The organism is Lachnoclostridium sp. An131 (genome assembly GCF_002160825.1).
Classification (GTDB): domain Bacteria; phylum Bacillota; class Clostridia; order Lachnospirales; family Lachnospiraceae; genus Laedolimicola.
Genome location: NZ_NFLI01000001.1, coordinates 80954 through 107697, shown reverse-complemented (window position 1 = coordinate 107697; position 26744 = coordinate 80954). Strand labels below are relative to the sequence as shown.

22 protein-coding genes are annotated in these 26744 nt (G+C 52.5%); 5 read left to right on the top strand and 17 right to left on the bottom strand.

Annotation, left to right across the window (positions count from 1 at the left end):
• Window positions 1–140: 140 nt before the first annotated feature.
• Genes B5E77_RS00495 through pth form a run of 3 tightly spaced genes read right to left on the bottom strand, consistent with a single transcriptional unit; the run spans window position 141 to window position 5247 of the window.
• The gene (locus tag B5E77_RS00495) at window positions 141–1244 is read right to left on the bottom strand and encodes a peptidyl-prolyl cis-trans isomerase (RefSeq protein ID WP_087163429.1); all 1104 of its coding nucleotides are present in this window, start codon (window positions 1242–1244) and stop codon (window positions 141–143) included.
• A gap of 54 nt (window positions 1245–1298) precedes the next feature.
• A complete protein-coding gene (gene mfd / locus B5E77_RS00490) occupies window positions 1299–4640 on the bottom strand; it encodes a transcription-repair coupling factor (protein WP_087163428.1) in 3342 nt (1113 codons plus the stop codon).
• Between the two features lies 1 nt (window position 4641).
• On the bottom strand, window positions 4642–5247 hold the full coding sequence (pth, locus tag B5E77_RS00485) for an aminoacyl-tRNA hydrolase (RefSeq protein ID WP_087163427.1): 606 nt from the start codon (window positions 5245–5247) through the stop codon (window positions 4642–4644).
• A gap of 661 nt (window positions 5248–5908) precedes the next feature.
• Here pth and B5E77_RS00480 point away from each other — a divergent pair.
• Window positions 5909–6442 (top strand): dihydrofolate reductase family protein, encoded by a 534-nt coding sequence (locus B5E77_RS00480; protein WP_087163426.1) that lies wholly within the window; start codon window positions 5909–5911, stop codon window positions 6440–6442.
• Window positions 6443–6459: 17 nt separating this feature from the next.
• On the opposite strand, the gene B5E77_RS00475 is transcribed toward B5E77_RS00480, so the two are convergent.
• The 7 genes from B5E77_RS00475 to B5E77_RS00445 all read right to left on the bottom strand — a co-directional run bounded on the left by B5E77_RS00475 (window position 6460) and on the right by B5E77_RS00445 (window position 15054).
• The gene (locus tag B5E77_RS00475; RefSeq protein WP_087163425.1) at window positions 6460–7728 is read right to left on the bottom strand and encodes a hypothetical protein; all 1269 of its coding nucleotides are present in this window, start codon (window positions 7726–7728) and stop codon (window positions 6460–6462) included.
• 616 nt (window positions 7729–8344) lie between these two features.
• Window positions 8345–10006, bottom strand: a complete 1662-nt coding sequence (locus tag B5E77_RS00470) for an ABC transporter permease (protein ID WP_087163424.1) — start codon at window positions 10004–10006, stop codon at window positions 8345–8347.
• Between the two features lie 18 nt (window positions 10007–10024).
• Window positions 10025–11119 carry an ABC transporter substrate-binding protein gene (locus tag B5E77_RS00465; RefSeq protein ID WP_087163423.1) on the bottom strand — a complete coding sequence of 365 codons (1095 nt, stop codon included), beginning with the start codon at window positions 11117–11119 and terminating at the stop codon, window positions 10025–10027.
• Between the two features lie 4 nt (window positions 11120–11123).
• Window positions 11124–12089: an ABC transporter ATP-binding protein gene (locus B5E77_RS00460; RefSeq protein ID WP_087163422.1), complete on the bottom strand. Its 966-nt coding sequence runs from the start codon at window positions 12087–12089 to the stop codon at window positions 11124–11126.
• A 231-nt stretch (window positions 12090–12320) separates the two neighbouring features.
• Window positions 12321–12596: a septation regulator SpoVG gene (gene spoVG / locus B5E77_RS00455; RefSeq protein WP_087163421.1), complete on the bottom strand. Its 276-nt coding sequence runs from the start codon at window positions 12594–12596 to the stop codon at window positions 12321–12323.
• Window positions 12597–12664: 68 nt separating this feature from the next.
• Window positions 12665–13783 carry a glucose-1-phosphate adenylyltransferase subunit GlgD gene (gene glgD / locus B5E77_RS00450; RefSeq protein ID WP_087163420.1) on the bottom strand — a complete coding sequence of 373 codons (1119 nt, stop codon included), beginning with the start codon at window positions 13781–13783 and terminating at the stop codon, window positions 12665–12667.
• Complete coding sequence (locus B5E77_RS00445) at window positions 13783–15054, bottom strand: glucose-1-phosphate adenylyltransferase (RefSeq protein WP_087163419.1); 1272 nt, start codon at window positions 15052–15054, stop codon at window positions 13783–13785. Before B5E77_RS00445 ends, glgD begins: the two co-directional genes overlap by 1 nt.
• A gap of 454 nt (window positions 15055–15508) precedes the next feature.
• On the opposite strand from B5E77_RS00445, the gene murC reads away from it, so the two are divergent.
• The 4 genes from murC to B5E77_RS00425 all read left to right on the top strand — a co-directional run bounded on the left by murC (window position 15509) and on the right by B5E77_RS00425 (window position 20545).
• Window positions 15509–16888: a UDP-N-acetylmuramate--L-alanine ligase gene (gene murC / locus B5E77_RS00440; protein ID WP_087163418.1), complete on the top strand. Its 1380-nt coding sequence runs from the start codon at window positions 15509–15511 to the stop codon at window positions 16886–16888.
• 364 nt (window positions 16889–17252) lie between these two features.
• Complete coding sequence (locus B5E77_RS00435; protein WP_087163417.1) at window positions 17253–18323, top strand: DnaD domain protein; 1071 nt, start codon at window positions 17253–17255, stop codon at window positions 18321–18323.
• Window positions 18324–18338: 15 nt separating this feature from the next.
• Window positions 18339–19301, top strand: a complete 963-nt coding sequence (locus B5E77_RS00430; protein ID WP_087163416.1) for an ATP-binding protein — start codon at window positions 18339–18341, stop codon at window positions 19299–19301.
• 59 nt (window positions 19302–19360) lie between these two features.
• The gene (locus tag B5E77_RS00425; RefSeq protein ID WP_087163415.1) at window positions 19361–20545 is read left to right on the top strand and encodes a ribose-phosphate pyrophosphokinase; all 1185 of its coding nucleotides are present in this window, start codon (window positions 19361–19363) and stop codon (window positions 20543–20545) included.
• Window positions 20546–20661: 116 nt separating this feature from the next.
• On the opposite strand, the gene B5E77_RS00420 is transcribed toward B5E77_RS00425, so the two are convergent.
• The 7 genes from B5E77_RS00420 to gatY all read right to left on the bottom strand — a co-directional run bounded on the left by B5E77_RS00420 (window position 20662) and on the right by gatY (window position 26729).
• Window positions 20662–20811 carry a hypothetical protein gene (locus B5E77_RS00420; RefSeq protein ID WP_330394585.1) on the bottom strand — a complete coding sequence of 50 codons (150 nt, stop codon included), beginning with the start codon at window positions 20809–20811 and terminating at the stop codon, window positions 20662–20664.
• Window positions 20804–21067 carry a type II toxin-antitoxin system Phd/YefM family antitoxin gene (locus tag B5E77_RS00415; protein ID WP_087163414.1) on the bottom strand — a complete coding sequence of 88 codons (264 nt, stop codon included), beginning with the start codon at window positions 21065–21067 and terminating at the stop codon, window positions 20804–20806. The genes B5E77_RS00420 and B5E77_RS00415 overlap by 8 nt, the downstream gene beginning before the upstream one ends.
• Window positions 21068–21189: 122 nt before the next feature.
• Complete coding sequence (locus B5E77_RS00410; RefSeq protein WP_087163413.1) at window positions 21190–21879, bottom strand: response regulator transcription factor; 690 nt, start codon at window positions 21877–21879, stop codon at window positions 21190–21192.
• Window positions 21876–23372 (bottom strand): sensor histidine kinase, encoded by a 1497-nt coding sequence (locus B5E77_RS00405; RefSeq protein WP_087163412.1) that lies wholly within the window; start codon window positions 23370–23372, stop codon window positions 21876–21878. Before B5E77_RS00405 ends, B5E77_RS00410 begins: the two co-directional genes overlap by 4 nt.
• 224 nt (window positions 23373–23596) lie before the next feature.
• Complete coding sequence (locus B5E77_RS00400; RefSeq protein ID WP_087163411.1) at window positions 23597–25438, bottom strand: hypothetical protein; 1842 nt, start codon at window positions 25436–25438, stop codon at window positions 23597–23599.
• A gap of 14 nt (window positions 25439–25452) precedes the next feature.
• Window positions 25453–25821 (bottom strand): hypothetical protein, encoded by a 369-nt coding sequence (locus B5E77_RS00395; protein WP_087163410.1) that lies wholly within the window; start codon window positions 25819–25821, stop codon window positions 25453–25455.
• A 59-nt stretch (window positions 25822–25880) separates the two neighbouring features.
• Complete coding sequence (gatY, locus tag B5E77_RS00390) at window positions 25881–26729, bottom strand: tagatose-bisphosphate aldolase subunit GatY (protein WP_087163409.1); 849 nt, start codon at window positions 26727–26729, stop codon at window positions 25881–25883.
• Between the last annotated feature and the right edge of the window lie 15 nt (window positions 26730–26744).

Below are 26744 nucleotides of genomic sequence, written 5' to 3'. Positions count from 1 at the left end.
ATCCTTCCTATCTGTAAAACATTTATTGTCTATTATAGACGCTTTTTCTCTGTCCGGCAAGGCTTTCTTGCCCCAGTCATAAACTTTTCACAGTTCAGCCGCAGAAAAGCTTTTGTCTCCCGCCCGGACCGGCACTGCTCTCAAACTGCTGTCAGCATTTTGTCCACACGGACGGTCTCCCAGACCTCTTCCTCTATCTCCAGCGGCGTCTCCGCTTCCCACTCCGCCTCCAGGCTCATCAGATATTCTTCCTTCGCCTGCGCCTTCATGGCCTCCAGGTTATCCTCCGTGGCGCTTTCATCATAATCAGATACCCTCTGAACCACATACCAGCCATCCTCTGTCTCAATCGGCCCGGACACCTGCCCCGTCTCCATGCCGCGTACCGCGTCTGCCACATCCGGGTGTGTGCCGCCGTTCGTACTGTCATTGAAATAAGCGTCTATCACTGTACGGGACGCCTCCTCGCCTGCCGCCGCGATATCTCCCAGCTCCTGTGCCCTGGCCGCAAATTCCTCCGACTGCTTCCGGATCTCCTCCTTCTCTTCCTCTGTAAACGGAGTATAATTTCCCTCCGTGTCATAGGTTCCTGTCGCGGAAAACAGACAGTACGTCAGCTTCCCGACCCTTGCCTCGTCCTCGTCTATCTCCGGCTCGTATCCGTTCTGAATCAGCTCTGCTGTCAGAGCCGCCAGCTCGTTCCGGGTCAGATACCGCTCCACGCTTTCTACCGTTGCGCCAGCTGCCTCCAGAACCTCAGGCGTATTGCTTTCCATAAAATTCCGCGCGCGCTGGGCAATCTCTGCCTGAGCCTGCTCTGTCAGCGCTGCTCCATACTCTTCCGCATGCGCGCAGAGCAAATGGAGCTCTGTGAGCAGGGACATGACGTCCCCTTTTAGCGTCTCTTCCAGCGTCTGCCCGCTTTCCGCCGCCTCCTGCTGCCACATTTCACTTCCGAAATCCTGGTAGTAAGCGTACTCCCACTGCTCCTGCAGCATCCTGGTGTAAAACAGCGCTTCGTCAAGATAAACCGCCTCGTCCCCCAGATACGCTACGGGAGTCCCTTCCTCTTCTGCCGCTTCCCGCGCCGTGCTGCCGTCCTGCACGTTTCCTGCATTCCTTCCACTCTGTGCGCCGCCGCAGCCTGACAGCGCTGCTGCGGAGATTCCCAACAGAGCCGCAAGCAGCAGCCCTCTGATTGAAATGTTCGAAAATACTTCCTGTTTTCTTTTCCTTTGCTTCATCCTTTGCCACCTCCAGCGGTTCCTGTCTGCCTGCCGCAGCCAAAGCCCTGCCTGTTACAGAAGAGCCTCCATTTTGTCCAGGATTTCTCCCAGAAGCTTCAGGGCGTCTGTCTCCTCTCCCCGGCTGTTTTTCTTCCTGCGGTAATAAAGAGCCGGCTTCTCTCCAGCCGTAAACTTCATTCTGTCCCCGAAGCCTGCAAGGAACTCCGGCAGCGCCGCCGGGTTCAGCCTGGCTCTCTCGTAGAGCATCAGCCGGATTTCGTCCGGACGCTCCACCAGCTCCTTTACATAGACATGATGCGCCTTTACCTTCAGATCCGCCACCTTCAGCAGATTCTGCACCGGACGGGGCAGATCGCCGAACCGGTCAAGGAGCTCATCCTGCATATCCTCGCATTCCTCCGCGGACTCGATTCCCGCAATCCGCTTATAGATATCCAGCTTTTGGCTCTCATTTCGAATATAGGTGTCGGGAATATAAGCATCCAGCTCCATATCCACCATGGTTTCAAACTCTTCCTCCGGAAGAGCTGTCCCCTTCTGCTTCTTCACCGCCTCATTGAGCATCTTGCAGTAGAGATCATAGCCGACCGCCTGCATGTGTCCATGCTGCTGCTCGCCCAGCAGATTGCCTGCTCCCCGGATTTCCAGATCGCGCATGGCAATCTTAAAGCCGCTTCCCAGCTCCGTGAATTCCCGGATCGCTCCCAGCCTCTTTTCGGCTACCTCCTTGAGCATCTTATCCTTCCGGTACATCAGGAAGGCGTATGCGGTTCTGCTGGAGCGCCCCACGCGCCCCCTCAGCTGATAGAGCTGAGAAAGCCCCATATTATCCGCATCGTGAATAATCATGGTGTTCACATTCGAGATATCCAGCCCTGTCTCAATAATTGTCGTGGATACCAGCACGTCGATCTCCCCCGCGATGAAATCATACATGATTTTCTCCAGCTCATGCTCCCTCATCTGTCCATGCGCGAAGGCTACGTTCGCCTCAGGGACAAGCTCAGCGATCTGAGCCGTCACCTCAGCGATATTGTTGACGCGGTTGTAAACATAGTAGACCTGTCCGCCGCGTCCCAGCTCCCTGCTGATGGCGGCCCGCACCATCTCGCTGTCATACTCCATGACGTAGGTCTGGATCGGAAGCCTATCCTGGGGCGCTTCCTCCAGTACGCTCATATCACGGATTCCGATCAGGCTCATATGGAGCGTCCTTGGAATCGGTGTGGCCGTCAATGTCAGCACATCAATGTTTTCCTTAAGCTTTTTGATTTTTTCCTTATGAGCCACGCCGAAGCGCTGCTCCTCATCAATGATCAGCAGCCCCAGATCCTTAAACTCCACATCGGCAGACAGAACCCGGTGTGTTCCGATCACGATATCCACCAGTCCCTTTTTCAGATCCGCCACCGTCCTTTTCTGTTCCGTGGGTGTCCGGAAACGGCACAGCAGATCCACTCGGACCGGGAAATCCTTCATGCGCTGCACAAAGGTATTGTAATGCTGCTGGGCGAGGATCGTCGTCGGCACCAGATAGACTACCTGCTTATTCTCCTGAACTGCCTTGAAGGCTGCCCGGATAGCAATCTCCGTCTTTCCGTAGCCCACATCCCCGCAGATCAGCCGGTCCATGATCTTTGTGCTCTCCATATCCTTTTTGGTCGCCTCAATCGCCAGCTGCTGATCTGCCGTCTCCTCAAAGGGAAACAGCTCTTCAAATTCTGTCTGCCAGACGGTATCGGGCCCGTAAGCGTAGCCGTCCTTCTGCTGGCGGGCCGCATAAAGCTCCACCAGATCCTTCGCCACCTCCTGGACCGCTCCCCGGACCCGTGATTTGGTCCGGGTCCATTCGCTGCCTCCCAGCCGGTTCAGCTTCGGCTTTCTGGCGTCGGAGCCCGCGTACTTCTGTATCATCTCAAGCTGAGTCGCCAGAATATAGAGATTCCCGCCCTTGGCGTACTCAATCTTGATATAGTCCTTCATGACCTTGTCTACTTCCACCTTCTCGATACCGCGGTAGATACCAAGGCCATGATTTTCATGCACCACATAATCTCCGGGCTTCAGCTCGGAAAAGCTCTGGATTTTCTGGCCCTCGTAGACCTTCTGCTTCCTTCGCTTTTTCCTTTCCCGTCCGAAAATGTCCGTCTCAGACAAAACGGCAAAACGGATCAGCGGATACTCGTAGCCCCTGTGCAGGCTGCCGTGCACCACCATAATCTCGGAGGGCTGCACCACCCGCTCCGGATCCTCGCTGTAAAAGCTGTTCAGCTCCTGCTCCTGCAGATCCGCCGCCAGCCTTTTCGCCCTGGTTCCGGAGGCGCACATCAGGATCACGGAATATTTTTCCCGCTTCCAGCGCTTCAAATCCTTCACCAGCATCTCAAAGCTGTTGTTGTAGGGATTGACAGAGCGGGCTTCTACCTGGTATCTCCCGTTTACCTCCCACTCGGACGCCTTCTGGTCCATCAGGCACAGGCCCACGCAGTTCTTCTGATTCAGCCGGGCTGTAATCTCATCACTGCCGTACAGGAGCCTGGCCTCCTCCGGCAGCGCCTCCCCGCGCTCCGCCCGGTTGGCCATGCTCTCCTGAAATTCCTTTTCTACCGTTCTTCCCTTTTCCAGAAGCCTCGCAGGTTCATCCAGGAAGAAAAGGGTCTGTCCGGGATCAAAATAATCCAGGAAGCTGACGGCCTCCTCCTTTTCTCCGGGAACCGGCTCCGCCGCCGGGTAAAGTACAATTTCGCTGACATTTTCCATGGAGCGCTGGCTCTCCACATCAAAGCTGCGGATGGAATCCACCTCGTCGTCCCACAGCTCGATCCGCCAGGGCGCGTCCTCCGTCAGGGCATAGATGTCCACGATGCCTCCGCGGACTGCAAACTGTCCCGGCGCCTCTACCTGTCCTGTCCGCTCGTAGCCTAAGCGCACCAGCTTTTCCGTGAGAGCCTTCAGCTCTATGATACTGTCCTGCCCGATGGTCAGAATCTCTTTTTTCACCTGCTCCAATGGGCGCAGCCGGTCCATCAGGCCGTCGAAGGTCGTGACGATTGTGACCTCCTTTTTCTCCAGCAGGGCCTGCAGCGCCCGCACCCTCTGCTGCACCAGCAGATTTCCCTGAATGTCTGCATGAAAAAACAGAAAATCCTTGGCCTGATACAGCACCGTCTCCCGGTCAAAATACCGGCAGTCCTCGTAGATTTCCCTGGCCTTCTGCTCGCTGTAGGTCAGGATCATCCGGTAGGGATAGCCCTGCCACAGGCTGCTGGCCGCATGAACCTTCTGGGAATCCACGCAGCCGGACAGCAAAAGAAGTCCCCTGTTCTTCTTCAGGCGCTTCTCCAGCTCTTCGTATATCCCTAATTGTCGAAATGGTTCCAGAAATGCTTTCATCTTACTCTTTTTTCTCCGGCTTCTGTTTCTGCTCCTGCTTCTGCTTCCGGTTGTACCGGTTCATGGCCTCATCTGTCTCTCCCTGTACCATCAGGCTCACGGCGTCAGCCGCATGGCCGAAGGCCTCATCGACCCTCTTCCGATCCTCCGCCGAGAACCGCCCCAGCACATAATCTGCCAGATCATACTCCTTCGGCTTTTCTCCAACGCCTACGCGGATCCGCTGAAACTCCTGGGTTCCCAGATGGGCAATGATATCCTTGATTCCGTTGTGCCCTCCCGCGCTTCCCTTTTTGCGGACGCGGATACTGCCCGGCTCCAATGCGATATCATCGTAGATGATGATCACCTCCGAGGCCGGATCCAGCTTATAGAAGGCGGCCGCCTCCCCGACGCTGCGCCCGCTCAGGTTCATATAGGTCTGAGGCATCAAAAGAAGGACCTTCTGCCCTTCTATCACTCCGCTTCCGCAGACGCCCTGAAACTTCTTTGTATTCATACTTATATGATATCGATCCGCCAGATATGTGACGGCGTCGAAGCCGATATTATGACGGGTGTGCTCGTATTGCTTTGTGGGGTTTCCAAGACCTGCTATCAAGTACATGTGGATGCTCCTTTTTCTTATATACTTTGTGGGTGGCTTGTTAAGGGACGCCGGCCGGGTTTCTCTTTCTCATGGGTGGCTTATTGGGGGACGCCATCCGGATTTCTCTTTCTCATGGGTGGCCTATTGGGGGACGCCATCCGGATTTCTGTATCTCATGTCCGTCCCTTCGTGGACTCCTGTATGCTTCCGGACGGACAAAAAGTCCGCCGTAATCATACAGGAGTCCACGAAGAGGCCGTACATTGAGATATCAGAAACCGGATGGCTGACTCCTGAATATGCCATTCGTTGAGATTTCAAAATGGCGGCGGAGCGCACAGCTTTAGCCTTCAGACGGCAAAAATAAAGGTGTCTTTGCTGTCTGAAGGTATTTTGTCTTTTTCTATAGTACAGGAGTTTTGGCGGTTTTGCAAGGGAGAAAATCAGCAAGGGCCGTACTCTGCCTGAGGCAGGAAATTTCCTCTGCGGAGCGGACTTCCAGCAGAAGGAGAGGCTGCTTCTTTTCCCTTAAAATGCCTTGAATAAAAACACCTTCATAGTATATAGTATAATTCAGCTGAATTAACAGGCAGGATTCCGCGAATACTTCTGTATGATTCAGAGGGACGGGGAACCTGAGAAATGATAGAAATGAGTATTTGCAGAGAGGAAATGTGCTATGCGGAAAGTCACTTTATTTATCGCTGTCAGCCTGGACGGTTATATCGCAGACAGAAACGGGGATGTCAACTGGCTGAACGGCCAGGAAGAAAACGGAGACAATTTTGGCTCCTATTCCGAATTCATCAGCGGTATCGATACGGTAATTATGGGATGGAACACCTATCACCAGGTAGTCACGGAGCTTTCTCCGGATGAGTGGGTATATCCGGAGCAGAAAAGCTATGTCATTACACACCGGGAAATTCCCTCCACCGAAGCTATCGTATTCACTGCTGAAAATCCGTGTGCTCTCGTAAGGAGTCTCAAGAAGGAAGAAGGGGATGGTATCTGGATCTGCGGAGGGGCAGACATCATTCAGCAGCTCATGAAAGAAGATCTGATCGATCGCTGGCATATTTCTGTCATCCCGACGCTGCTTGGCAGCGGAATCCGTCTTTTTGGGGAGCTGGCCGCAGAGCGGAAGCTGCAGCTTATAAAAACACAGAGCTATAACGGTATTACAGACTTGATTTATGAAAGGCGGAAATAAAAGAAACGGGATGGGAATCACTCGATCTCTTCCGCAAGCTCCCAGCTTTCTCCCTGATCTTCCGAGACAAATACCGCCCTGGGATAAATTCCTTCCTGATTGTGGAAGCTCTTCATGGAGCCCTGATTTACAATCAGGTACAGTTTTCCGTCCTCCTCATAGATTGCTTCCGGAAGCTTGTAAGGCGCATAGGGGCTTCCGTCCTCCAGAGGCCTTTCTATCTCCGGCCAGGAAACGTTCTCAAAGGACTCTCCTCCGTCTTCTGTACGGTACAGCTGTCCCGTCTCCCGACCCCTGCCGCTCTTGCAGATAAAGCCTGTCGTGTCATCCAGGAACCAGATCCACTCTGCCTGCCCGCCACCCTGATTGAAGGGATCCGGATTGAACAGAAAGCAGTCTGTCCCGCCGGCTTCGACGCCAAGCAGGATATAGTAGTTGCTGCCCATTGTGTAATCCGTAGCGATCAACCGGTACTCCCGCCCGTTCTCCAGCTTCAGAACCGCGTCCGCCTCCATCCCCAGATAACGATCCAGATTTTCTCCTACATAGCTTCCTCTCTCCTCCTGCCTGTCCGAATGTTCCCCTTCCATTCCTGATGCTGCTTCTTCCGCCTGTCCGCCGCTCAAAGGAGCCTCCTGCCCTTGGACGCCGGTTTCCTCCCCAGATCCGTCCGCCAGGCTTGCATTCAGAAAAATATACAGCTCCTGCTCAAAGTCCTCCTGCGTGTAGCCGGGATAGCCGTAGGAATTATAAGAAAATTCCAACACTCTGCGGCCGTTCACAGGCTGAATGCTGACTGCCGGAAAAGGATTTACCATATGCCCATTTCGCATAAAGGCGTCGCTTTTCATGCAGAGCTCCGCAAATTCCCCCATATACCCGCAGAAATCCATCATGCTCTGCCCTTCCTGCACCGGATAATTCACTGCAAGCCTCCAGGCCGGAAGTCCCCAGGCCTCTGTCTCTTCCCAGCTAATCTCTCCCTCCTGAAAATAGGCATCCGCAATATAGCGGAATGCCTGCTGTGCATAGTTGGTCCGGATGCCCTCGTCATCCCTGGCCTGAAAGCTGATTGTTCCTTCTATAGGGACAGACACCGCCGTTTGATAGGTGTAGAGCCCATTTTCCCGGTCTGTAAGCTCCACGTCCCGGTCCAGTACATGTTCCACTGACTCTGTCACATTCTCCGGAATATCCCGGAACACGCCTGCAATCAGAATAAAAATGCCGCACAGAAGCACTGCATTTACAGCGAGCAGAATTTTTATAAATTTTTTTCTGTCCAAAGCAGAACCCCCTGTATTATTTAATAACCATTTCCATTATCGTCTTCCAGAAATCTTTCTGAATACAAAATCATTCTACCACAAGGAGATTATCCTTCAAAGTCATTTTACAGCTTCTCTTTCGCATCTCGAATCAAATCATGTGTTCCTGTATCACGAAAACACCTGAAAAAAATTTCTGTTATACCCTGCGGTTCCACCCCTGTTTTGATACAGCATCCGGCTTTTCGAACCACCAGAAAAGAACAGAAGCTGCGCCTCGTAAAACGCAGAGACGATCTTAAAAGGCTTTTTTGCCAACGTCTACGATTTGAACCAATATCAAATTAAGTTTACAGACAAATAAAACCGGGAGGAATCTTTTATGAAGCAGAAACTTCTTATGCTGCTTGGAATTATCGCAGCTGTCATTGTGCTGTTTTACTTCGTTCTGCTTTTAACCGCATAAACCAGTGCTGTAAGGCCGGACCGGCAAAGAGCAGGCAAATTTAACAGAGCTGAGATGGATTGTCCCTGTACACCAACGAAAACGAGAATGGAAAATGAAAACCGGAGACCGTGAAAATCATTCAGAGGGGTGATTTTCACGGTCTCCGGTTTCCTGTTTTCCGATGTCTTATTTCTTTTCTCTTTCCGTCACCGCATTCATAATCAGCAGCGCTGTGGTCGTAATCAGCACGCAGAGTACAGCCATCGCCATGCCCAGGGATACGCTTCCCTGTTCAAATTCCCGGTTGATATAGGTGGATACCACCAACACATTGGGAGGCGCAATCAGGCTCGCCGTAACCAGCTCCCGGAAGGCGATGATAAAGATCATCATCCATCCGGTCAGGATGCCCTTTGATATCATGGGCAGGGTCACCCGGCGGAATACATAGAACGGACTTCCGCCGAAGGTGCGGCCCGCCTGAAGCAGGCTGTCGTTGATCTGCGTAAAGGACGAAGTCACATACTGAACCGTATAGGGCAGATACAGCACCACATAGGCCAGCACCATGATTCCCATGGTATTGTAGAGGGGAATCACTTGGTAAATGGCGTTCCAGAACAGCATGATACCGATGATCAGCACGATGCCGGGAAGCATCTCCGGGAGAAGGCTGATGCCCTCCACCAGTTTCTTCAGGAGGCCTTTGCCGCGCCGTACTGCCGACACAACGATCGTGCCGAGCACCGAACAGATGGTAGCCGAGGAGACCGCCAGAAAGATGCTGTTTCCGATGGCTTCCAGACTCCGGCTTGTGGTGAACAGCTCCACATAATGCTCCAGCGTAAAATTCCCTGCTGCCAGGCCATAGCCACGCAGCTTAATCAGAGAAGTGGCAATAATGGAAAAATAGGGGATGCCAATCGCCACAAGAATCACCAGAACCACCCATATCCAGGCTGCTGCAAGACCTGCTCCGGAAAGCGTGGTGCGGGCCGGGCGGCTGCCCTTGCCGCTTACCAGCCGGTAACTGTTCCGGTTCGTAATATAGTTCTGAAGCAGCCAGAGCGCCATACAGATACAGATCAGAACGGACGACAGGCTGGCCGAGCGTCCGAAATCCACCGGCGCCGTGGTGGAATAGCGGTGAATGTCCGTCGTAAAGACGTAGAAGCCGATGCGGCGTCCCAGCGTGTAAGGAGTGCCGTACTCGGAAAGCGTCTTCACAAAGACCAGCAGCGCTCCGATGGCAAAGTTTCCGGTCAGAAGCGGTGCAAAAATCTTCCGCAGACGCAGGCCGAAGCCCGCTCCGAAGACTGCCCCGCCCTCCTCCAGGCTGGCCGGAATGTTGAGAATCGCGTTCTTCAGAATCGTCATCATAAACGGGAACACATGCAGGCTCATGACAAGCACCAGGCCGCCGAAGGAGAAAAAGCCCTCCGAGAAGGAGCCTGTAAACGGAAAGAGCTGCTGAAACAGCCCCCGTTTCTGCATGAACAGAATCCAGCCCATGGACGCGATATAGGGCGGCGTCATAAAGGGCACCATAAACACTATGTCCAGCCATTTATGCCGGGCAAGCTGGGTGCGGGCAAGCAGATAGGCCGTAGGCGCCGCAAACACCGTGGAACACAGAACCACGCACACGCCCAGCAGAAGTGAATTCCAGATGGTCTGAAGGTTTTCGCTGTCCGCTATGATAGACCATGCCTGATGCAAATCGAGGCGGCCATCAATGATAACCGCCTCGGCAAATACCATAATCAGGGGACAGACGATCAGACCCGCCAGAATCACAAGAAGTATCCATAAAATACCTTTGTTTTTCCAGGTCGCTGATTGTCTCATAATTCCTCCGGTCAGCCCTTACTGGCAAATCTCGTTCAGTCTGGCCGCCGTATCATCCGCCACATCCATCATAGCATTCCAGTCTGTCGGAATCTGAGGAATCTCTGCCAGATTGGTGCGTCCCTCGCACTGAATGTCGCTACGTCCCGGAAGCAGATATGCCTCAGCTACCATCTGCTGCGCCTCGTCGCTGAACAGGAAATCGATAAAGGCTTTCGCATTGTCCACGTTGGGCGCCGTATTCATAATCATGGCCGGACGTGGATTCACCACCGTACCGCTGGCCGGATAGTAAATGTTCAGCGGCTCGCCGTCTGCGATGGAAGAATATGCGTTGTAGTCCACACCGGCAATCAGAATGCCCTTTTCACCGGTGGTCACAGATTCCAGAGCGGCAGAGTTCGCGCCCGGAACGGTCAGGCCGTTGTCAGCCCAGGACTGCATGATCTCTTCTCCGTTGTCAAGACCTGTCACCAGACCAGCCAGAAAGTCCTTGCAGGCGCCGGATTTCTCCGGGTCCGGAATTGCGATATCGTCCGTATAATCAGCTCCGGCCAGCTCCGGCCAGTCAGCGGAAAGCTCCGGATAAATGGTTGTATTGTAAATCACGCCGACTGCCGAAGCGCTGTAGCCAAACAGCATGCTGTCCTCGTCAATCCAGCCTTCATTTACCAGGTCGGCATTGGCCGGCGTATAGCTCATAATCTGTCCGTCTTCTTTCATGGAAAGACCGTCAGACCAGGAAGCCAGAATCACCACATCGGCAACCGGATTTGCCTGCTCTGTCTCCAGACGGGCCAGGATCTCTCCTGTCGTTCCCTGGAACTGCTCTACTTCGATGCCGGTCTGCTCCGTAAAGGCGGCAGCCAGCTTGTCAGCCAGTCCTGCGGGGCTCGGCATATACACGGTGACTTTTCCGGAACCTGCAGTCTCTGCGGTTTCTTCCCCGGCAGCCTCCTCTGTGTCAGCAGCTGCGGCTGCATCTTCTGTCTCTGTCTCCGCTGCGGCCTCTGTGTCAGCTGCAGCGCTGTCCTCCTGTGTACTCTGTCCGCAGGCAGCAAGTCCAAGGCAGAGGCAGCCTGCAAGCAGTAAAGCAAAAACACGTCTTTTCATTTTCTTAGTTCTCCTTCCCACATGAAATGATTTGTTCTGGATTTATGTAAACGGAAAGCTTCTCGCCGGGAGCTGTTCTCCGGCTGCAGTGAAGCATCCAGGTCTTTCCCTGATAGCCCAGGGTAAGCTCGTAGGTATCGCCCAGGTACTGTATGCTCTCCACCGGCAGCTCATAGTGCCGGTATCCTTCCCGGGCCTCCAGTGTCATGGCTTCCGGCCGGAAAAACTCCGCGTCATCCAGCCAGTTGGATTTTCCCACAAACCGGGCGACAAAGACCGTAGCCGGATGATGATAAATCTGCTCCGGCGTATCGTACTGTTCCATGACGCCGCCATTGAGTACCGCGATACGGTCGCTCATGCTCATGGCCTCGGTCTGGTCATGAGTGACAAAGACCGCTGTGATGCCAAGTCTGGATACCAGATCCTTCAGCTCATGGCGCATCTCCTCCCGAAGGAGCGCGTCCAGCGCAGACAGCGGCTCATCAAACAGAATGCAGCCCGACCGAATCACGATAGAACGGGCGAAGGCCACCCGCTGCTGCTGTCCGCCGGACAGCTGATGGGGATAGCGCTTTGCGTAATCCTCCAGGCGTACCGCCCGAAGCGCTTCCATTACCCTTTCCTGAAGTCCCTCCGTATCCTTGCGGGCCCGCAGGCCGAAGGCCACATTCTCGAACACCGTCATATGGGGCCACAGGGCGAAGTCCTGAAACACAAAGCCCAGATTCCGCTTTTCCGGAGGAACGTTGATTTTCTTTTCCGCAGAGAATACACACTGATCATCCAGCCAGATTTCTCCTGTGTCCGGATTTTCCAGGCCGGCAATCATGCGCAGCAGTGTGGTCTTGCCGCAGCCCGAAGGGCCAAGAAGGGTCGTAAAGCTTCCGCTTTCCACCGTCAGGCTCGTGGGCGTGATCACTGTCTTTTCTCCAAATGCTTTTGTAATATTCTTCAGTATTATCTCCATGTTCTACCTCACTCGTTTCGCTATGTGATTATACTCTCGAATTCTGAGTGATTCGAGGGCATTTGCGTAAAATATCTGTTAAAATCACGTAAATCTATATGATTTACAGTCAAAATTTTTCTCTCCCGAGTGTCTGGCAAAAAGGTCCTGTACGCAAAAAGAACGCCGTCCTTCCGGACGGCGTTCCACCCCAATACCTGTATTTAAATTTTTATCATTACCCCTAAAAGCTTAAGCCTCTTCTTCCGACTCCAGCAGAGCCGCCTCATACTTATCCAGAATCACTGACTGGATATGATCCCGTGTACCGGAATTGATCGGATGTGCGATATCCCGGTATTCACCGTCAGAAGCTTTTCTGCTGGGCATTGCGATAAACAGCCCCTTCTCGCCTTCAATCACTTTGATGTCATGAACTACAAATTCATCGTCAATGGTGATGGATACGACGGCTTTCATTTTACCTTCCTTTGATACCTTCCGTACGCGTACATCTGTAATATGCATACTTCTTGCCCCCTTTTTTCTGCCCTTTTCAGGTCAGTTTATCGTAATAGTGCTTCGCGTGGGCTTCGCTACAGGACGTAACGCTCGTTTTTCTCGACGACTATCTTAACTCCATGCTCCCCTACGTAACGGGAGTTGGCACGAATTGTATCGCGGCTTTCAACGATGCAGTTCTCTATGTAAGTATTATCGCCGATATACACTTCGTTGAGAATAATGGAGTTTTTGATCACACAGTTATTCCCCACGAACACTTTCTTAAAAAGTATGGAATTCTCCACGGCTCCGTTGATGATGCAGCCGCTGGATACCAGAGAATTCCGGACGTCTGCTCCCGGATTGTATTTGGCCGGAGGAAGATCCAGCACCTTGGAATACACATCGGGATACGTCTTAAAGAAATATTTGCGGACGTCTGCCTTCAGAAAATCCATGTTTGTCTCATAATAGGATTCCACAGAGGAAACGCTGTTCCAGTATTCTGAAATGCGGTACGCAAAAATTCTTTTCAGATTCTTATAACGGATCAGGATATCGCGGACAAAATCATAGCGATCCTCCTGGGCGCATTTCTCGATCAGCTCGATCAGCTGCCTTCTGCGGATTACATAGATTCCGCAGGAAATCGTGCTCTCCTGCGATTCCACAGGCTTCTCCTCAAAATCCAGGATCCTTCCATCCTCGTCGGTCGAAAGCACTCCAAAGCGGGAGACGTCCGTGCCCTTCGGCATGTCCTTGCAGACAACCGTGATGTCCGCCTTCTTGTCAATATGATATTCCAGGACCTTGTTGTAATCCATCTTGTAAACCGCGTCTCCGGAGGCGATCACCACATAGGGCTCATGGCTCTTCTTCAGCCAGTCCAGATTCTGATAAATCGCATCCGCGGTTCCGCGGTACCAGGAGCTGTTCGCTGCGGTAATCGTCGGCGTAAAGATATAGAGGCCTCCCTGCTTCCTTCCAAAATCCCACCACTTGGAGGAGCTCAGGTGCTCATTCAGAGAACGGGCGTTATACTGCGTCAGCACCGCTACCCTCTGAATATGAGAGTTTGACATATTGCTGAGCGCGAAATCGATGGCCCGATAGCTTCCTGCCACAGGCATAGCCGCAACAGCGCGCTTGTCAGACAGCTCTCTCATTCTGTGATTATTTCCGCCTGCCAGTACAATTCCTATCGCTCTCATTATCTCTCACCTGCCTTTATCAATGTCTCTCCGCTCTCCAGCACGCCGTCCGGATAGTCATCCGGTGTGGTAGCGCCGGATATGGCTGTATTTTTTCCAATCTGCACATTCGGCGGTATGTAGGAGTTCTCACCGACAGTGACCAGGCCAAAGGAGTAGATCTTCGGCTGAACCTTATTCGGAATATCTTCGCCGATACCGAGAACCACGCCGTCAGAGATCTCCGCCTCCTCCGCGATGATAGACTTGTCTATCGTACAGTTCCCGCCAATCCTCGTATTCTTCATGATAATGGAATCGCGCACCACCGTGCCCTTTCCAATCGTGACCCCGGAACCAATCACGGAGTTAAATACATCCCCGTAAATCTCAGAGCCGCCGCTGATGATGCTTCTCTCAATCTTGGACTCCGCCGAAATATACTGCGGCGGAACCGCGTCGCTCTTCGTATAGATCTTCCAGAATTCCTCATAAAGGTTGAACTCCGGGATAATGTCAATCAGCTCCATATTGGCTTCCCAGTAGGAGCCCAGAGTTCCCACGTCCTTCCAGTAGCCGTTGAACTCAAAGGCAAACAGCCGGTTGCCGTTCTCCTGACAGTAGGGAATGATATGCTTTCCAAAATCACAGCTTGGCTGGCTGGAAAGCTGAATCAGCGCGTTTCTCAATATGGGCCAGCTGAAAATGTAAATTCCCATGGAAGCCAGGTTGCTGCGGGGATGCTCCGGCTTCTCCTCAAACTCTGTGATACGGTTATTTTCATCGGTGATCATGATGCCGAAACGGCTGGCCTCCTCCATCGGAACAGGCATGACCGCGATAGTCACATCAGCATTGTTTTCTTTGTGGAAATCGAGCATGACCTCGTAATCCATCTTATATATATGGTCGCCTGAAAGGATCAGAACATAATCCGGATTGTAGGTATCTATGTAATCCAGATTCTGGTAGACAGCGTTCGCTGTTCCTGTGTACCATTCGCTGTTCGTGCTCTTCTCATAGGGCGGCAGAACCGTAACGCCTCCCACATTGCGATCCAGATCCCAGGGCATTCCAATGCCGATATGCGTATTCAGGCGCAGCGGCTGGTACTGAGTCAGCACGCCGACAGTATCGACGCCTGAGTTAATGCAGTTACTTAAAGGGAAATCAATAATCCGGTACTTTCCTCCGAAAGACACGGCCGGTTTTGCAACCTTTGCTGTCAGCACTCCCAGGCGGCTTCCCTGCCCGCCGGCCAGAAGCATGGCTATCATCTCTTTCTTAATCACCTAATCACCTCTTGCACGTGTATTTCCTTCTGTCTCGATGTTCTGTCATGACAGCCTCCGCTGTCTTTGCAGACATTATATCACACCTTTTGTAAATAGTGAACATTTTTTTGTTGATTCATCATTTTATTTTAAACATTTTGCGACAGTTTTTTTGCATGATTATAAGCACAATATCTATTTTACATTAATTTTTAATGAATTTCTTGTTAATTATTCATACCATTTGAAGAAATCACGGGCAGCATGTGGAAGCGTTTCCATGCGACTGTCTGTGAACACAGCCTTCAGGACAATGACACCGGCGGGCCTGCCGGGCCGGTTTTCCCCCGTTTTTCATTCCCGGGGCTTGTCTCTTTTCATATACTAATGCTATACTGAATATGACAGGCGTATACGGGACACCCTTCTCTTATACCGCTTGTGAAAAATTGACGAACAGGAAGTGTATAACATGTATCAGCTTCATTTTCATACTCCGATCCCCATTCATTTCATCGGCATCGGCGGCATCAGTATGAGCGGCCTCGCTGAGATTCTTCTGAAGGAAGGCTTTTCCGTATCCGGCTCTGACAGCCACGCTTCTGCGCTGACGGAGCATCTGGAGAGCTTAGGCGCCCGGGTCCTGATCGGTCAGGCTGCCTCCAACATTCCCGAGGACTGCCAGCTTGTGGTCTACACAGCAGCTATCCACCCGGACAATCCTGAATACGCGGAAGCGAAAAGGCGGAAGCTCCCCATGCTTTCCCGGGCTGAACTTCTGGGACAGCTGATGCGCAACTACAAGACCTCTGTCGCGGTGGCTGGAACCCACGGAAAGACCACAACCACATCCATGATTGCCTCCGTCCTTCTGGCCGGAGACGCTGATCCGACAATCTCGGTCGGCGGCATTCTGCCTTCCATCGGAGGAAACATCCGGGTCGGCGGTTCCAATGTCTTTCTGACCGAGGCCTGTGAATATACGAACAGCTTTCTGCATTTTTTCCCGACTGTAGGGATTATATTAAATATAGAAGAAGACCATATGGACTTCTTCAAGGATCTGAATGACATCCGCCGTTCCTTCCGCCGGTTTGCAGAGCTGCTGCCGATCCAGGGCCTTCTGATTATCAACAGTGATATCGAGGATTACGAGGAGATTACGGAAGGGCTTGCCTGCCGCGTCGTCACCTTCGGCTCGGCGGAAGCTGCGGACTACCGGGCAGCCGATATCACCTATGACGAGCTCGGCCACCCCTCCTTCCGGCTGGTGCGGAAGAACGGCAAAGGCACCCGTATCCGCCTTCAGGTTCCCGGAGAACACAACGTGTTCAACGCACTGGCCTCCATTGCGGCTGCCGAAGCCCTTCAGATTCCTGATGAGGCTGTGGAAAAAGGACTTTTGTCCTTCACCGGAACCGACCGCCGCTTCCAGTACAAGGGACAGGTGAACGGCATAACCATCATCGATGATTACGCCCATCACCCCACGGAAATCCGTGCTACCCTCCAGGCGGCCGCCCATTATCCCCACCGGAAGATCTGGTGTGTCTTCCAGCCCCACACCTATTCCCGCACGAAGGCCTTCCTGAAGGAATTCGCCCAGGCGCTCTCGCTTGCGGATCACGTCGTGCTGGCTGACATCTACCCGGCCCGCGAGACAGACACTCTGGGAATCAGCTCCCGGGACCTGGAACGGGAGCTTGCGGCTCTCGGAACAGACGTATCCTATTTTTCCTCCTTCGGAGAAATCGAAGCCTTTCTGCTGGAAAAATGTATACACGGCGACCTGTGTATAACTATGGGCGCCGGAGACGTGATAAATATAGGCGAAGACCTGCTTCGCGGATAGTTATCCACATTATCCACATGCTTATGCACCTTTTGGCGGCAAAAAGCATGTGGATTTTATTGTGGACAACCTGTTGACATAATTATTTCTTCTGTTTTTGCTCCAAGGCCTCCCATTTCCCTTTGATCCGCCCAGTTTCAGCCTGAAACCATGCTGGACGCAGGTTGCAGATAATACTTCTCCACAAAGTTATCCACATTATCCACATTTTTGGTCCGCAGAATTGTAATTCACATCCTCAATGAAGAGCAGAAACCTTCCTCAAAATTCTGTTTTTTTTTGTCTGGAAATGTGCTACAATACAGGTACCTTCCGATGGACAGGCCTATTCTGCCGCCGGAGGGGTACTGGAGAGGTGTTGAAAATGAGCGGATTTATCCTGTGCAAAGACAAGGACTGCGGTCATACGCTGGTACCTGATTTTTTTCTGGACAACTACATGCCCGGCGCGAACGGCGAATACGTGAAGATCTACCTGTATCTTCTGCGCTGCCTGAAATCAGAGCCCCAGGAGCTCTCCATTTCTCTTATTGCCGACAAATTTGATCACACGGAGAACGATGTCTGCCGTGCGCTTAAATACTGGGAAAAAATGAAGCTTCTGAAGCTGGATTACGACGGCTCCAGGAATCTGACAGGTGTCCACATTCTGGAGGGTGTCTCTTCCGGCACCGCAGCAGAGGCGCCCAAGGAGCCGGAAGCCCCGGAGGCCCTTTTCAGCCAGCCGAAGGCTGTACAGTCCGAAAGCAAGGCTGCTCCGGAACGTATCCCTGCGGATCTTTTTTCTCCCCAGGAGGCGCAGCAGCTGCTGTTTATCTGTGAACAATATCTTGGAAAAACCTTGAGCTCCAGGGAGGTCGCCCGTATTCTGGATTTTCACGATTCCCTGGGCTTCAGCGCAGATCTCATCGAATATCTCGTAGAGTACTGCGTGTCAGGAGGGCACAAGAGCCTGCATTATATAGAGGCGACTGCTCTTGGCTGGCATAAGGCCGGCATCCGGACCGTATCCCAGGCCAGGCAGCAGACCACTACATACAACCGGGCCTATTATAAAATCCTGAAGGCTTTTGGAATCTCCAGCCGGAATCCGGTGGATGTGGAGATCGCCTGGATGGACAAATGGCTGAAGACCTACGGCTTCTCCCTGGAGCTTATCACAGAGGCCTGCAGCCGGACCATGGCAGCTATCCATCAGCCCAGCTTTGAATACGCGGACAGGATCCTGACCGGATGGAAGGAAAAGAACGTGGCCTCTCTCTCCGATCTGGAGACTCTGGATCGGGAGCGGCAGACTGCGGGCCAGGGTGCCCGGGAAAACCGGGAAAAGGGAGCTCCTTCTGCCCGCAGACCGTCTTCCCAGAACCGTTTCCATAATTTTAAGGAGCGGGATTATGACTTTGAAAAGCTGCAGAAGCAGCTCATCAACCAGTAAGCAAAGGAGCGGCTCATGCCTTTGATCAATACACAATACGATTCTATCATGCGTGAATACGCCCGCAGGCAGGCACAGTCCCGGCAGGAGCTGGAGGAACGCCTCGCGCGGATTCACCGGGAGATTCCGCAGCTGCTTTCCCTGGAGGAAGCCATCACGGCCTGCCAGGCCGGAAAGGTGCGGGCTGCCGTATCTCAGGATACCATGCAGCGGAATGCTCTTGAGAACAGGCTCCAGGAGCTTCTGAAAAACCGGGAAGCCCTGCTTTCGGAGCACGGGCTTTCGCCCTCGGATCTGGAGCCCATTTATACCTGCCCGGACTGCCAGGATACCGGCTACATCGGAGATCGGAAATGCCACTGCTTTCTTCAGGCAGAAATCGATCTTCTCTACCACCAGTCCCACCTGAAGGAAGTGCTGGAAAAGGAGAATTTTCACACCTTTTCCTATGCCTGGTACGAGGGAGAGGACCGGGAGATCATGCGGCGCAATGTGATGGATGCCCGCCTGTTCATCGAAAGCTTTGATACAAGCTTTCAGAACCTGCTGTTTCTGGGCGCTGTCGGAACCGGAAAGACCTTTCTTTCCAACTGCATCGCAAAGGAGCTGATGAACTCCTGCCACTCTGTCGTCTATCTGACGGCGTTTCAGCTGTTCGAGCTGCTTTCCAGGGCCGCCTTCGGCGGCGAGAGGCAGGCGCAGAGCTATCAGCAGACCTACCCGTATATTTTCGACTGTGATCTTTTGATTATAGACGACCTGGGAACTGAGCTGCCCAATTCTTTCACCGTGTCGCAGTTCTTTCTCTGCGTCAACGAAAGGATTCTGCGGAAGAAATCCACTCTGATTTCTTCGAATCTGGATATGGAAGCTCTGCGGAACATTTATTCCGAGCGGACACTGTCCCGGATCATCAGCTGCTACACGATCCGCCAGCTGCCCGGAAATGATATCCGAATCAAAAAGAAACTCAGCTGAGCGCGCATTGCCATGCCGCGCCGGCGCAATCAATACACAAACCATGGAGGAATACTGTTATGTTACTGCAACGCAGCCAGCGTGTACTTGAAACTATCCCCGTCGGATCCCTCGGGCTGATCCCCCTGAAGAGCTGTGAGGAGCTTGGGCGCCAGGTCAACGATTACCTGGTACAATGGCGGCACAGCAGCGGGCTTGAACACAAATCCAACATCGCATTCACAGGCTATGAGCGGGATTCCTACCTCATCCCTGCCCATACGCCCCGATTTGGCTCCGGCGAAGCCAAAGGAACCATCGATGATTCCGTCCGCGGAAACGACCTCTATCTGATGGTAGACGTCTGCAATTACAGCCTGACCTACAAAATCTACAATTATACCAACCACATGTCTCCTGATGACCATTTTCAGGATTTGAAGCGCGTCATTGCAGCCATCGGCGGAAAGGCCCGACGCCTGACGGTCATCATGCCCTACCTGTACGAGAGCCGCCAGCACAAGCGAAGCGCCCGGGAATCCCTCGACTGCGCCATGGCCCTGCAGGAGCTGGTCAACATGGGAGTCGAAAATATCCTTACCTTTGAGGCCCACGATCCCCGCGTACAGAACGCGATTCCGCTCCACGGCTTTGAGACCGTCACACCGGCCTACCAGCTGATCAAGGGACTCCTGGAAAATACGCCGGGACTTCAGATCGACAGCGACCATATGCTGGTTATCAGCCCGGACGAGGGCGGCATGTCACGCGCCGTCTATCTGGCCAACGTCCTCGGACTGGACATGGGCATGTTTTACAAGCGCCGCGATTATACCCGCATTATAAACGGCCGCAATCCGATTCTGGCCCATGAGTTTCTCGGCACAGACATCGAAGGAAAGGACATGATCGTCGTAGACGACATGATCTCCTCCGGAGACAGCATGCTGGAGGTAATCCGCGAGCTGAAAAAACGCAAAGCCCGCAATATTTATATTTTCTCTACCTTCGGCCTGTTCACCAACGGCCTCGATAAATTTGACAAAGCCTATGAGGAAGGACTCTTCACCAAGCTTCTGACCACGAACCTGATCTATCAGACTCCGGAGCTTTTGAGCCGTCCCTATTACATCAGCTGCAACATGAGCAAGTACATCGCCCTTCTTGTAGACACGCTGAACCACGATGTCTCCATCAGCGATCTCCTGGATCCCTACGACAGGATTCAGGCCCTGGTGACAAGATACCGGAACGGAGAGCTGTAAAAATGTAGAAAAGCAGTCTGTGAAAACAGGCTGCTTTTTTCATAATCTATGCTTCAATTCAAAATTTACTGGGAGAATAACGGATCGTCACCACGAGTACTGTCTTTTTCGCTTCGTCAATCCGAAAAACACAGGATAGCCTCTTCAATCCGGCCCACTAGATTCAGAGCTGTCCCTGGCTCCAGCAGTGTATGTGCGATGTAAGCGTAGATGCCATCCAAATCCCGTAACGCCCGGCTCATCAGTTTGACACTGTATTTATCCAAAATGCTTTCTCCTTAAAGAAGCCAGCGCCTCCCTTGCGTCATGAAGCTGTCCGTCCTGTCCAAATTCAGCCTCTGCTTCTGAAATCGCTGCGTCTATTGCTGTATTCTCCACCATCGCCTCGTAGGTCTCGATACTCATCACTACCAAATCTCCATATCCGTTCTTCGTAATGAAGACTGGCTCCCGGCTGGCATGGCAGATGTCCGAAATCTCGTTCGTGTTGCGTAGGTCTGTAATTGGTCTGATTTGCGGCATATTACCACCTCCCTTTTTTGTACATTATTATAGCACAATTACGAGCAAAGATACAGAGGCACAAAAAAGTTTACAAGGATTTTGGGGGGCCGCCTGACAGGCCATCTGATTTTCTTTCTGATTTATACCTTAAAACGGTAGCCGACGCCCCAGATCGTCTCAATATACTGAGGCTTCGCAGAATTCTGCTCGATCTTTTCCCGGATCTTTTTGATATGCACGGTAACCGTGGCGATATCCCCCACAGAATCCATATCCCAGATTTTCCGGAACAGCTCCTCCTTCGTAAAGACATGATTCGGGTTTTCTGCCAGGAACGTCAGCAGATCAAATTCACGGGAGGTAAAATTCTTCTCTACCCCATTGACCCAGACACGGCGGGCCGTCTTGTCGATTTTCAGGCCCCGGATCTCAATTACCGTATTTTCCTTCACATTGCTGTTCACCAGGCGCTCATACCGGTTCAAATGCGCCTTCACGCGCGCTACCAGCTCACTGGGACTGAACGGCTTCGTCATGTAATCGTCCGCTCCAAGCCCCAGGCCCCGGATTTTGTCTATGTCATCCTTCTTTGCAGAAACCATGATAATCGGAATATTTTTCTTTTCCCTTACCTGGCGGCAAATCTCAAATCCGTCCACGCCAGGCAGCATCAGATCGAGAATCACCAGCTGGAAATCTTCTTCCATCGCGCGCTTAAGGCCAGCCTCTCCGTCAGAGGCGATCTCCACCTCAAAGCCGGAAAGCTCCAGATAATCCTTCTCCAGATCGGCAATCGCTTCCTCATCCTCTACAATCAGTATCTTACTCATGATGCCGGTACCTCCTGATATTTTCTAAGAACAAAGTACATCACTGTTCCCGTATTCTCCTTACTTGTGGCCCACACCTTTCCACCGTGGTCCTCAATAATCTTTTTCACAATGGAAAGACCGATTCCGCTTCCGCCCTTGGATGAATTGCGTGATGCGTCCGTCCGGTAAAAACGGTTGAAGATCAGCGGCAGATCCTTCGTGGCAATTCCCTTGCCGTTGTCCTCAATCTCCACCTGGATAAAATCTCCCACATCCTTCACGCGGATATTGATGTATCCCTTGGGCTTATCAATGTATTTGATCGAATTGCTTACGATATTATTGATGACCCGCTTGATCTGCTCCGCGTCAGCAATCACCTGCACATCTTCGTCCACGTAATTAAAATAGGCCAAATCAATATTTTTCTCTTCCAGCTCAATGGACAGCTCCTCCACGCAGTCCGCGAAATAATCGTTTACATTGATCCGGTCAAAGTGGTACGGGATCCGGTTTGTGTCAATTTTGGAATAAAAGGTCAGCTCATTAATCAGCCGTTCCATATCATTGGCTTTATTGTAAATGGTTTTGATATATTTTTCCTGCTTCTCCGGCGTATCCGCCACGCCATCCATCAGACCTTCCACATACCCCTTAACTGCCGTGATCGGAGTCTTCAGATCGTGGGAAATATTGCTGATCAGCTCTTTACTCTGCTTTTCTGCCTCCAGCTTTTCCTCCGCCGTCTCCTTGAGCCTGCGGCGCATTTCCTCAAAGTCTGTACACAGCTCTCCTATCTCGTCCTCGCCTCCGGCCGGCATTTCAAAATCCAGATTGCCATCGGTAATCTTTTTCGTAGCCACCTGAAGATGATGAATGGGGGTCACGATGCTTTTATAGATCCAGGCCGTCAGGATCATACTGGTAAAAATCAGGATCATGGCGAGAACCATAACCACATCCATGAGCAGGGACTCCATCTCCGGGATCATCCCGCTTATAGAGGTTACGATAAAAGCGCTGCCCTCCGAACCGTCCAAGAACCGAAAATCCAGCTGCCTCACCAGCGCCTGCAGATTTCCACCGATATAAATGCCCATATCCTCTTCCTGCTCTGCGTCATGGGCTCCATACTCCGGAAGGCTGTCCAGCAGCTCCGTCTGATCCTCTTCATTCCCTATATAGATAAAGCTGTCGCCCTTGCGCACCGCCAGAAAAGAATATCTCGTCTCCAGATCCAAATTTACTGTATCCAGATATTCCGGATCCTGAAACGCATCCGGATCCGCCTCTGCCTTTTTCTGCAGTTCTCCATAGGCCTCCCGGGTAATGCGGCTCAGCATCGCCGTGGTGTTGGAAAGCGTCTCATAGGTGACGTTCTCCACACCGTACAGCTTTTTTATCGAATTAATCTGATAGTGTCCAAATCCCAGAAAGGCTACTGCAGTAAACAGTACCGGAACCAGAATCAGGATCAAAAAGGTGATGATTAATTTTGAACGAAGTTTCATGATCGTCTCCAGCTCCTATGGTATAATGTCTAACGACATTATACCATGTCTTTCAGACATGGCCCCTCCGGGGGATGCCATCCGGCGCGGTATAATGTCTAACGACATTATACCATGTCTTTCAGACATGGCCCCTTCGGGGGATGCCATCCGGCGCGGTATAATGTCTAACGACATTATACCATAGGAGCCGGAACTCCTGCGAATAAAAGATGATGAAAAATCTAAATTTTTTCTAAAATGCCCTCAATTTCCCCGGAACCCGGAAACGCAGCTGCCGCTTCCGCCTCCTGTCCATTCTGCCAGGCTGCGGCCCGTTCCGGCGACATCATCACGGTTCCGGTTCCCTGGTACACCACGGTATATCCTTTTTCCAGGAACTGGTTCGACAGCTCCGACTCCAGAAATCTGTCCGCCCAGTGGGCCATATAAATCACATCCGGGAATTTCTCCGGATGAAGCGCATAATAATCATAAAGCTGTGTGCTGTTCTCGTGAACCTGCCAGGTGGAATAATTGCCGCAGCCCGCGTCCACATACAGATAAATCCACGGAGCCACTCCCACGACCATGAGCTCGTCCTCCTCCGTCAGCTCCAGCGTGTCCAGCTCGTCCAGCACCTTCGCATACCAGTCCGCCGTCCCGGGCGTCGTATAGACGCCTTTCAGCGGCCCCCGTTCCATCTGCTGCGTAAGCACCCAGGTCCGCTCATCTCCCCATGCATAGGTCATCCTGAGGAAAAAGGTTCCTGCGAACTGCACAAGCACTACCACAGCCATGCAGAGAACTGCCGCTTTTCCGTAAAGCCGCGCCCTCCTTTCCTTCTGCTCCTTCAGCCAGTCGGCTGCAAAGATCAGTCCCACAATGGAGCACATCCCATAGGCCACACTTATGGTTACGATTCCGGTATTCGTAGCATACTGCACAATCAGGGTAAATATCATAGCCGGAAGATACCACCCGTAAAACAGCCGCCTGTCCCTTTTCTCCGTCACCAGATAAGCCTCCAGGCACCAGAAGGCCAGAGGAAGCATCTGATAATTCACTGTAATATGTTCAAATATAAAGCCATAATAAATCAGATAGGGCAGGACAGCCGCCGAAGCCAGCAGCATATAGATCAGCCCATGCTGATACCTCTTTTTGTCTGCCAGAGTCGCCGCATAAATCACAAAAAGCGCCAGAAACATGTATTTGTAATTTTTGAAGCAAAGCTCAAAATATCTCCAGGTCTTGTACCAGTAGCCCTGCTGGTGTTCAGAATCTCCCAGGATATGAGGCAGGTTTGCCAGCACCTCAGCCAGCGTTCCTCTCTGGAATACGAAGGCCAGAAACAGCACAAGCAGGATACCCGCTCCCAGCGTCATCCACAGAAAGCTTGTAAAGCGCAGCGCTCCTTCCGGGCGCACGCCCCACCGTTTCCCGCAGATCTCAGCCCCCAGACAGATAAGGCCGTAGGCAAAATACATGAGAATTGCAAACGGGTTCGCCAGCACGACAATCGCTGCCAGAATGCCGCAGAGGATATATTCCGGGATAGAATGCTCCATCCTGGCTGACAATACCGCCAGCAGAACCGGAAGAATTCCGAATTCTATAGAGTTATAGGACATCGCGCAGATACTGAAGGGCGCGAAAATCAGAAACAGGAACACCGGCCCAAAGGAGGCGTAGCCTCTTCTCTGAAACCGGAGATAGAAAAACACCGTCAGCACGGCGGAATAAGCCAGATACAGGAAGCGGCTGGCCATCACAATCCCTTCCGTAGACCCCAGCGCCAGACGGATCAGGCAGTAAATCGGGTGGAGAAGAAAGGTACAGAGCTGCTGAGTCGGATTCCATTCGTCAATGAGTATCTTTTCCCCCCGGAACACCCTCTCCGAGGTCCCGATGAAATACATCTCATCCGCCGTATTGAAACCGTAAAAGCTTCTCCAGATAAAAATAAGTTCAAGAACCAGAAACAGGCCGATAAAAATCAGGTGCTGCTTTCTGCGCCCTGTCATCCATCGTCCTGTCTCCATTCCCATGCTGTGCTTTTGTACTCCTGTCTGTCTTTCTGTCATAGCTGCTGCTCTCTTTACTCCTTCTCCTGCCCAAGCAGTTCCTGCATATGCCTCCGCAGGGAGACCGCCTGATCGGTGATCCGTTCCAGCTCCTCCTCCACGAGACGCAGCTCCCGGCTCTGGGCCTCCCTGGCCTCTGCCTGTCCTTTCTCGCTCACTTCCCTGGCAGCCTGAAGCTTTCTCTCATAAGCCGCTTTCGTTTCCTGAAGCTCCTTTTCCCGTTCTGTCTCCACATCCTGGAGCTTCTTCTCGTAGAGCGTCCTCTGCTCCTGCACAGCCCGCCTCACAGACTGCTCCAGGCGCTCCTGTTCCTGCCTCTTCTTCTGTTCCTTCAGCCGGCCCATTCCGTCCTTATAAAGCCGCTCCAGCTGTGAAACCTTCATAGCTCTCCCCCTTTTTCTCTGTCCGCGCGCTGTCTGACAGACAGCGCGCCCTGCCTGAATCAGACCTTTCCAACGCAGCCGCACATTCCCATGCGCAGCTTCACGATCTCTTTCACCTTTTCCATAGCTGCCTTGCCATATTTCTTCGGGTCAAAGGCGTCCGGATTTGCTGCCAGGAACTCCTTCACGCCATCCGTATAGGCAATACGCAGCTCTGTAGCAAAATTCACCTTGCAGATTCCGCGCTTAATGCTCTCCACAACCGCCTCCTCAGACAGGCCGCTCGCGCCGTGCAGTACCAGCGGAATGGAAACCACCTTGCGGATCTCTGCCAGACGGTCCAGATCCAGCTTCGGCTCTCCCTTATACACGCCGTGCGCCGTTCCGATAGCCACTGCCAGAGAGGTCACGCCTGTGCGCTCCACGAATTCCTTTGCTTCCTGAGGATCGGTGTATCCTCCGTTTCCGCCGTCCAGGTCATCCTCTTTCCCGCCCACCTTGCCAAGCTCGGCCTCCACCGGAATGCCGGAGGGACGGCAGGCATCCGCTACAGCCTTCGTCACAGCGATATTTTCCTCAAACACATTGTGAGATCCATCAATCATGATAGAGGTGTAGCCCACACGCAGAGCCCTCATCGCCAGATCAAAGCTGTCGCCGTGATCCAGGTGCAGGCACACCGGAACACTGGCCTTCTCGGCAGCAGCCTTCACATTTGCCAGATACATATCCAGGCCGGCATACTTGATCGTGGACGGGGTCGTCTGCATCATCAGCGGCGCACGGAGCTCCTCCGCAGCCGCGATCACCGCCATCACCATTTCCATGTTCTCCACATTGAACGCGCCTACCGCGTATCCGCCCTTCTGCGCGTCCAGAAGCATTTTTTCCGATGTAACAAATGACATATTTTACGTTTCCTC

Bases quoted from the DNA above. Each gene is read 5' to 3' on its own strand.
- B5E77_RS00495 (WP_087163429.1), bottom strand. From the start codon at position 1,244: ATGAAGCAAAGGAAAAGAAAACAGGAAGTATTTTCGAACATTTCAATC.
- mfd (WP_087163428.1), bottom strand. From the start codon at position 4,640: ATGAAAGCATTTCTGGAACCATTTCGACAATTAGGGATATACGAAGAG.
- pth (WP_087163427.1), bottom strand. From the start codon at position 5,247: ATGTACTTGATAGCAGGTCTTGGAAACCCCACAAAGCAATACGAGCAC.
- B5E77_RS00480 (WP_087163426.1), top strand. From the start codon at position 5,909: ATGCGGAAAGTCACTTTATTTATCGCTGTCAGCCTGGACGGTTATATC.
- B5E77_RS00470 (WP_087163424.1), bottom strand. From the start codon at position 10,006: ATGAGACAATCAGCGACCTGGAAAAACAAAGGTATTTTATGGATACTT.
- B5E77_RS00465 (WP_087163423.1), bottom strand. From the start codon at position 11,119: ATGAAAAGACGTGTTTTTGCTTTACTGCTTGCAGGCTGCCTCTGCCTT.
- B5E77_RS00460 (WP_087163422.1), bottom strand. From the start codon at position 12,089: ATGGAGATAATACTGAAGAATATTACAAAAGCATTTGGAGAAAAGACA.
- spoVG (WP_087163421.1), bottom strand. From the start codon at position 12,596: ATGCATATTACAGATGTACGCGTACGGAAGGTATCAAAGGAAGGTAAA.
- glgD (WP_087163420.1), bottom strand. From the start codon at position 13,783: ATGAGAGCGATAGGAATTGTACTGGCAGGCGGAAATAATCACAGAATG.
- murC (WP_087163418.1), top strand. From the start codon at position 15,509: ATGTATCAGCTTCATTTTCATACTCCGATCCCCATTCATTTCATCGGC.
- B5E77_RS00435 (WP_087163417.1), top strand. From the start codon at position 17,253: ATGAGCGGATTTATCCTGTGCAAAGACAAGGACTGCGGTCATACGCTG.
- B5E77_RS00430 (WP_087163416.1), top strand. From the start codon at position 18,339: ATGCCTTTGATCAATACACAATACGATTCTATCATGCGTGAATACGCC.
- B5E77_RS00425 (WP_087163415.1), top strand. From the start codon at position 19,361: ATGTTACTGCAACGCAGCCAGCGTGTACTTGAAACTATCCCCGTCGGA.
- B5E77_RS00415 (WP_087163414.1), bottom strand. From the start codon at position 21,067: ATGCCGCAAATCAGACCAATTACAGACCTACGCAACACGAACGAGATT.
- B5E77_RS00410 (WP_087163413.1), bottom strand. From the start codon at position 21,879: ATGAGTAAGATACTGATTGTAGAGGATGAGGAAGCGATTGCCGATCTG.
- B5E77_RS00405 (WP_087163412.1), bottom strand. From the start codon at position 23,372: ATGAAACTTCGTTCAAAATTAATCATCACCTTTTTGATCCTGATTCTG.
- B5E77_RS00400 (WP_087163411.1), bottom strand. From the start codon at position 25,438: ATGACAGAAAGACAGACAGGAGTACAAAAGCACAGCATGGGAATGGAG.
- B5E77_RS00395 (WP_087163410.1), bottom strand. From the start codon at position 25,821: ATGAAGGTTTCACAGCTGGAGCGGCTTTATAAGGACGGAATGGGCCGG.
- gatY (WP_087163409.1), bottom strand. From the start codon at position 26,729: ATGTCATTTGTTACATCGGAAAAAATGCTTCTGGACGCGCAGAAGGGC.